The sequence below is a fragment of the Pantoea sp. CTOTU50773 genome, from assembly GCF_032082325.1.
GTDB lineage: Bacteria > Pseudomonadota > Gammaproteobacteria > Enterobacterales > Enterobacteriaceae > Pantoea > Pantoea communis.
Map to the genome: position 1 here is coordinate 1 of NZ_DAMDQC010000196.1, position 7,186 is coordinate 7,186.

General features: G+C 49.8%; 8 protein-coding genes and 1 pseudogene. 4 read left to right on the forward strand and 5 right to left on the reverse strand.

Annotated features, from left to right (window positions below; all coding sequences use genetic code 11):
• Positions 1-561 (reverse strand): sugar phosphate isomerase/epimerase family protein (locus RT340_RS20720; protein ID WP_313377621.1); only part of this gene is annotated, 561 nt, incomplete at its 3' end.
• A 293-nt stretch (positions 562-854) separates the two neighbouring features.
• Here RT340_RS20720 and RT340_RS20725 point away from each other — a divergent pair.
• On the forward strand, positions 855-2,249 hold the full coding sequence (locus RT340_RS20725; RefSeq protein WP_313377622.1) for a M24 family metallopeptidase: 1,395 nt from the start codon (positions 855-857) through the stop codon (positions 2,247-2,249).
• 19 nt (positions 2,250-2,268) lie between these two features.
• Here RT340_RS20725 and RT340_RS20730 read toward each other — a convergent pair whose 3' ends face one another.
• On the reverse strand, positions 2,269-3,753 hold the full coding sequence (locus RT340_RS20730) for a sensor domain-containing diguanylate cyclase (protein WP_313377623.1): 1,485 nt from the start codon (positions 3,751-3,753) through the stop codon (positions 2,269-2,271).
• A 393-nt stretch (positions 3,754-4,146) separates the two neighbouring features.
• Here RT340_RS20730 and RT340_RS22640 point away from each other — a divergent pair.
• Positions 4,147-4,315, forward strand: a pseudogene (locus tag RT340_RS22640) (helix-turn-helix domain-containing protein); the annotation flags it as partial.
• A gap of 158 nt (positions 4,316-4,473) precedes the next feature.
• On the opposite strand, the gene RT340_RS20740 reads toward RT340_RS22640, so the two are convergent.
• Entirely contained in the window at positions 4,474-4,890 is a 417-nt protein-coding gene (locus RT340_RS20740; protein ID WP_313377624.1) for a type II toxin-antitoxin system VapC family toxin, read from the reverse strand.
• Positions 4,887-5,117 (reverse strand): type II toxin-antitoxin system VapB family antitoxin, encoded by a 231-nt coding sequence (vapB, locus tag RT340_RS20745; RefSeq protein ID WP_045815538.1) that lies wholly within the window; start codon positions 5,115-5,117, stop codon positions 4,887-4,889. The genes RT340_RS20740 and vapB overlap by 4 nt, the downstream gene beginning before the upstream one ends.
• A gap of 307 nt (positions 5,118-5,424) precedes the next feature.
• On the opposite strand from vapB, the gene RT340_RS20750 reads away from it, so the two are divergent.
• Positions 5,425-5,871: a DUF4174 domain-containing protein gene (locus tag RT340_RS20750; RefSeq protein ID WP_313377625.1), complete on the forward strand. Its 447-nt coding sequence runs from the start codon at positions 5,425-5,427 to the stop codon at positions 5,869-5,871.
• A gap of 11 nt (positions 5,872-5,882) precedes the next feature.
• Here RT340_RS20750 and RT340_RS20755 read toward each other — a convergent pair whose 3' ends face one another.
• Entirely contained in the window at positions 5,883-6,455 is a 573-nt protein-coding gene (locus tag RT340_RS20755; RefSeq protein WP_097119180.1) for a flavin reductase family protein, read from the reverse strand.
• Positions 6,456-6,714: 259 nt separating this feature from the next.
• Between RT340_RS20755 and RT340_RS20760 the strand changes: the two genes are divergently transcribed.
• On the forward strand, positions 6,715-7,186 hold a 472-nt coding region (locus RT340_RS20760; protein WP_313377626.1), incomplete at its 3' end, for a LysR family transcriptional regulator.

Genomic DNA, 7,186 nt, shown 5'->3' on the forward strand with positions numbered 1-7,186 from the left:
CCCTAGTAAGGTGCGTGCAGCGGAATCCCAGGTCATTTTAACGCGTGGTTCACGCGGTTTATACTCGATGGCAAATTTGACATCAGGATTGGCACTCGCCAGTTCGCGCATGCCATCAACCGCCAGTTTCCAAAGATTTTTATGATCAACCTGGAAGGGATAATCCCATCCATCTTGACCCGGCCAGATTTTCACATAATTGGCACCCAATTCCCGCACGACTGTGGCCGCTTCATGCATCAGGTCGAAGGCCTGTTTGCGCAGTGCGGGATCAGGATTAGTAAAGGCACCGCGAGAAAAGCGGCGCAGATAGATTTCAGGCGTCACGCCAATCGCTTTCAGCCCAGCCTGGTCTAAGGCTTCTTTAACCTGGGCAACGGTAACACCTTCAGTAAAGGGATAGGGCACATCAACATACGATAAGTCTTCAACACTGCCAGCCAGTTTGATCTGGTCTAGCGTGCTGAGCGCCGGACCGTATCCGTCGACGGCATAACGGTCTATGTAGTTAGCAAAATGCCATAAACCGGCACCAAATTTCGGGTAGGTGTAACCACTCATAAGACATTCTCCTTAGGGATTAGGGTAATCCGAGGCGCTACAATGATGGTCTGAATATATATTCATTAACGGTTATATATTCCATTCTGCGCCTTGAGCTTCTTGCTTAACCAGCATTGAGTGAAGAAATTGAGGGTGGCCTCACACAAAATATGTGTGTCTGAGGTGAGAAAGGAATCGGTAAAGACATTATCCGTGCACAATTAAAATCAACAGGTGCTACCTTGCTTAATCCTGCGGCAATCAGTTTCCGCCACTCCAGCCTTAAACACGTTAACCTGAGGTCATTCATCATGATGTCTCCCCCAATTCAGCTTGGCCCGACTAAAGCACCGATAAAATTTACCCAGGTTGAACCCGTTTTCCTCTCCGACAAGACTATGCTGGAGCGAAAAAATAAGGTTATGCAAAGGATGGTCGAGGGCGGTTTTGATGCGCTGGTCATTTATGCAGACAAAGAACACGGCGGGAATTTTGAATACTTAACAGGGTTCATCCCGCGTTTTGAAGAGGGGCTGTTGATCGTTGATGCCAGTGGAGAATGTACCGCTATTCTCGGGAATGAGAATCTCAAACTGGCTCGCTTTTCACGCGTACCTGTCACGTTGCTTCACTGCCCGTTGTTTTCGCTGCCTAACCAGCCAATGGATCATGAAACACCGCTTGAAAACCTTCTGGCATCTGCCGGCTTGAGTAACAAAAGTAAAGTAGGCCTGGTGGGATGGAAAATGTTCACCCCAGCCGCAGGCAATGGTTCTGCCTATTTCGATGTACCTTATTTTATTTTTGATGCGTTGCAACGCACGCTGAAAAAAGAGGCTGAACTGTTAAATGCAGCGCACTTATTTATTAGCGGCGCTGGCGGTGCAAGAGTGACCAACAACGCCAATGAAATCGCGCATTATGAGTATGGGGCCAATCTGGCATCTAACTGTATTCTTAATGCGATGGACGCGGTGGAAGTAGGAGTGCGGGAAATTGATTTGGGCGCGCTTCTGACGGCGGAAGGCCAATACAATACGGTGGTCTCCATCGCTGCCACCGGCGTCCGCTTCGATCATGCTAACCTTTATCCAACATACAAAAGGGTGCAGCACGGCGATCCTTTGTCGCTGACCACAGGATTTAAAGGTGGCTTGTCCAGCAGAGCTGCTTTCGTTATCGCCAGTCCTGCTGAACTGCCTGACGCTCAGAAAGATTGGTTAGACAGAATCGCTAAACCCTACTTCTCTGCACAGGTAGCCTGGCTGGAAAATATCCGCGTGGGTATGTCTGGCGGTGAGCTTTATGACGTGATCGAAGATGTACTGCCCAAAACCCTATATGGCTGGCATCTCAATCCTGGCCATCTGGTTGCTGATGAAGAGTGGATGTCATCGCCGGTTTACCCAAATTCCGGCGAACTGTTGAGAAGTGGCATGATATTGCAGCTCGATATCATTCCATCGGTACCGGGCTATAACGGTGTCAGCGCAGAAGAGTGTGTTGCGTTGGCCGATTCATCACTTCAGGCTAAGATCGCTGAAGCGTATCCGAAACTTTGGCAGCGAATTACATGTCGACGTGATTACCTGCGCGATGAAATCGGCATTAAACTCAATGCCGATGTATTGCCGCTATCCAATGCTGTTGGCTATTTAAGGCCGTTTTTGCTCGCTAAACACCTGTCTCTCAGCGTGAAGAAATAGAGCGCACTGATAGCGAACATCAGGGCTTAATTTGATTACGCCCGCTGCGTTTTGCCAGATAAAGGGCTTTGTCGGCGTCCTGTTTCAGCTGGTCTGCTTCGCCGGTTTTACCAGTTGACGTCAGCGTGCTGTAGCCAGCGCTGATGGTCACTACGCCAGCTGGAACATCTGAGCTTTCATGTGCAATGCCGGTTTCTGCAACAAATCTGACCGCGCGCTCAGCCACTTTTTTGGCATCAAAGGCTGAGGTGCTGGGCAGTATGATCGCAAACTCTTCACCGCCATAACGTGCCACGATATCGCCTTGATAATGCACGCTATCCTTTAACGCCAGGCCGACATCCTGCAAACACTCATCACCCGCAACATGCCCGTAGGTGTCTTTATAGCGTTTGAAATAATCGATATCGATCATCACCAGCGAGAGCGGCTCAGCGTGCTTTTCTGAACGAAGCAGGGCTTGCTCCAGCAGAGCATCGAACTGACGGCGATTCGCCAGCCCGGTCAAACCATCGACCAACGCCAGGGATTGCAGCGTATGGTTGATGGTGGTCAGTTCGTCACGAACATGGGTCAGTTCAATTTGATTACGCACATTGGTACCCACCTGACGCAATACAAAGACGCCCATGCCGGTAATAGTTAAGAGCAGCACAATGTTGAGCAAAACATTCGTCAGGTTGGCCGTCATCCACTCCATGCGAAGCCGGTCACGGTCATAGCCAGCCGTCACAATCAGTGGATAACGCTCTAGTCGAGCATAGCCGAACACACGTTCAACACCGTCGAGCGTTGAACGCCAGGTTGCACTGCCACTTGAAGCGGATTTCAGCTCGGTTTGAAACAGCGGGCTGGCGGATAGGGTCCGGCCAATATAAGAGTCAGGGAAAGGGCGGATGTAGAGGGCCGTGGCATCCGCCAGGATCAATCCCAACGCATCTTTATCGCCAAGCGTGTAGTAGCTGTAGTACTGCCGGAAATAATCCACTTTGACCGTCGCAAGGGCGACACCAGCAAAATTCCCCGCATTATCATTTAGGCGTACCGAAACAGGAATCACCAGATCACCGGTGGAGCGACTGCGGATGACATGGCTGATATGGATATCCAGACTGGGATGCGTCCGATGCCAGACAAAGTAATCACGATCGGCGTTACTGGCATTGGTTGGCGTGAAGTTGCCAGATGAAGCCACCCAATGTCCCTCGGTATCGTAAACAAACAATCCGTGCAGTTGAGGGAGCTTGCTCTGCTGGTCTTTGATTTGATGCAGGAACTGCGGTGTTGCAGCAAAGCTGTTGCCGTTTTGACGTAACTGGCGCACAGCATCCGCGAGGGTAATATCAACCTGTAAAAAGGCATCTTCAGCTTGTTTGGCTAATGAGAGCGAGAGATTGCGTGCATCCTCTTCTTTTTCTGCCAGGTGTTGCTGCCAGGAGTGCCAAAGAGACCAGGCATTAATAGCCACAACCAGTAAACTGATGGAAAGCAGAAATACGGCCATACTTCTTCCAAGAGAAGTCTTTAGCAGACGAGGGGTGCTATCTGAGAGGACACTTTTACGCATTGATACTCTTTGTGCATGCTGAAAAGGTGGGCAGAGTGGATAGGGATATTACAGGATTCATGTAACTGTCATAAGCTGAGTAAAGAAAATTTTATGCATTTGTGGAATAAATCTGATGAGCGAGAATTGGCGCCGTAGAAGTGAGCACCAGAAAGCCCAGCATGATGTGTGGTGTGCTTCAAAATATCCAATTTAACATAATCATGATTATGCGCACTTTGATTGTAGCACCCAAATAGTAATGTCCGCTTGTGGCTCAATAAACATGACCGCGTTATGGTACCTCTCACAGAGTCGTTTTCAGTCAGTAAAACTACCGGGAGGCTTGCCGTGATCGCAGATAGCTCAGGGGTATTTACGTTGAAAGAGATTAACCGCGTCAAAGTTATTCAGGACGTTGTCGACCGGCGGCTGACAACCCACCTCGCTGCTGAGCGTCTCAGTATTTCCGACCGGCATTGTCGTCGCCTGCTTCAACGCTACCGCGAGTCTGGTGCAGCCGGTCTTACCGATGCACGGAGTGGAAAGCCCGGCACACATCGCATCGATGAGAGTCTGCGCCACCACATACTGACGCTGCTACGTGAAAATTACGTGGGTTTTGCCCACAAATTACCGCAGAAATGCTTCAGGTACTTTCCGAGATTGATAAGCGGCTTACTTCGCCCAGTCTTCAAGCACCAAATCCGGTACCCGCGCAAATTCCCTGGTATTATTTGTCACCAAGATAGCGCCGGCCGCAATGGCATGGCCGGCAATCGCCGTGCCATTTGGGCCTATCGGTGTTCCGGCTGCGCTTAGGGTGGCCTTAATTACAGCGGTGGCGTCCACCGCCGCCCGATCCCAGGGCACAATCGCATCAAGTCGGGCGCAGAATTCGTCAACCAGTTGACCATGACGCGGCGAGGCTTTCTTTCCAATAGCACCAAAGCGCATTTCTGCGTAAGTAATAGCCGAAACTACAATGCGATGGTTGCGCAGCACCGCTTGTTCAAGCCGTCTGATCACGTCCTCTGGTTGCTCGCGCATAATGAACGAACATATACAAGTATCCAGCATGTAGGTTTTGTTCACAGATCAAATCTTCCCTCATCACTGACAACATCCCCGCGATCCATCATAAAATCCGGGTCCGCTTTCTCAAGCTGCATAAATGAGCCCCAGGTCGGCCGTACGGGACGCAGTATGATGCTGTCACCTTCCCGGACAATCTCTAACTCACTCACCCCTTCAAAATCCATATCGCGTGGCAAACGAATGGCGCGGTTATTGCCATTTTTAAATACAGAAACAGTTCGCATGATCAATCCTCCTGAACGGACTTCCGGCACGGTGCCGTCACCGGCTTTATGTTTTGAGCTTTATCACTCAGCATATGTCTAGTATATGCCCAGCTTTGACATATGTATATGCCCTGTTCTCTTCTTTAGAAAAACATCAGAATGTGACATACGAAGCCTTAAGTTCCGGGTGACATTAGCAACACGAAAGACATTTCTTGTTTTCATTTTTACCTCTGTGGGTAAAGAAACGTGAAGTAACCTACGCACGCGCGCGGTTCCACTAACCTTGGTAGTACGCGATCTTTAGCCTGCCGGGGAAACCATCATGTCGAAGACGAATTTACTGCTGAAGACGCCACTGCTGCTGTTGACCATTTGTTCAATAATGAGCCTTAACAACGTTCGTGCGGCTGAAGAGCCCCTGTTCCAGCCTTTATCGCCGAAGGTCTCAGACCTGACTCAATATCGCTGGCACAATCGCCCTCTGGTGATCTTTGCCCCATCAAAAACAGATCCTGCTTATGTCGCGCAGATAGTGATGCTGGAGAAGCAGAAAGCAGAATTGGCCGATCGCGATATCATTGTGTTCAGTGATACTTCACCCACAGCTAATGGTACTTTGCGTAAACAACTCAATCCGAAAGGATTTGAAGTGGTGCTGGTTGGAAAAGATGGTGGAATGAAACTACGTGAAACAACACCTCTGAATACTGAGGTGTTGCTTTCAACCATTGATAAAATGCCCATGCGCCAGGCCAAACTCAATGAATGAATTGGACGGGTTCACTCGACATCCAGCAGTGAGCCCGTTTTATAAAAACGTTTCCCCGCGATGTAATGCAAACTGCGCATCTCGTCTGGTGCGTCCTCGAATAACCAGCGCCCTTCTTTAAACACCCGGCTATCCGCCCAGGCACCCTTGATTTCACCGATGAACAAATCGTGGTCGATCTGATTTTGTTCGATAGGTATCAACTCGCAGTACAACCAGGCCGCACAGCCAACCACCAAAGGGAGATGACTTTCCGGTAACTGGAAGAACTCGACGCCAGCTGTGGCTAGCTTATCTGACTGCTCAGCGCGGGAATGCGTACCGAGATAATGAACCATCTGCGCCTGGCTGACGGTTGGGACATGTATAACGAATTTCAGGCTTTGCTCAATCAACTTACGCGTGAAGGTGGATTTATCCAGCACAACCGTCAATTTTGCCGGTTTGAACTCTAATCCACATACCCAGGATGCAGACATCACATTGTCAATCCCGTCATGGCGGGAGGAAACCAATGTCGTTGGGCCATGGTTGATCAGGCGATAGGCTTTTTCCAGCTCAACAGATTCAATATGGGCATTCATAGATTCATTTCATCGCTTAAATTTCAAAGGCCTTTATTGTCGCCTGGTCAATTCGACTTTGCCAATCTCCAGCCATCATCAGGGCAAATCCTCTGCACCCCACGAGTGCAGTGGTTGCTCCATCTTAAGCGTTTAAGACGGCGTCGTGGCTGTGCCAGTGCCTGTACCGCCGTAATTAAGCCTGGCGCGTTTCTTGCGTGTAACAAAAGGTTTCCCACCGCTGACGTTGCTTTCCCATTCATCCAAAGAGGTCTTTGCTATGGAATTGAAATGGTTTGAAGATTTTCTCAGTGTTGCACGCTGTTATAGTTTTACCCGTGCCGCGGATGAGCGTCATATCACGCAATCGGCGCTCAGTCGGCGCATCCGGCAACTGGAAGAGTGGCTGGGTGTGCCGTTATTCGATCGTAAAACCTATCCGGTTACGCTCACGCCAGAGGGACAAACCTTCCTCGCGACCGCCAGCGAAACGGTATTTTCCATGTCGCATCTGCGCAATGATCTGCACCAGCGCTACAGTTCGCGCACTGCGGTATTACGCTTTGCGATGCTAAATACCCTTTCTCTGACGTTCTTCCCTGACTGGATACAGCGATTAAATCTGCAGCCCAATCTCAGCTATATCCGCCTGTGTAATCAAAAACCGACTTTCGCTGAGCACATCTCCACCTTACACAGCGGTGAAACCGATTTTCTACTGACTTACGCGCACGATGCGGTGTCGCTAATAC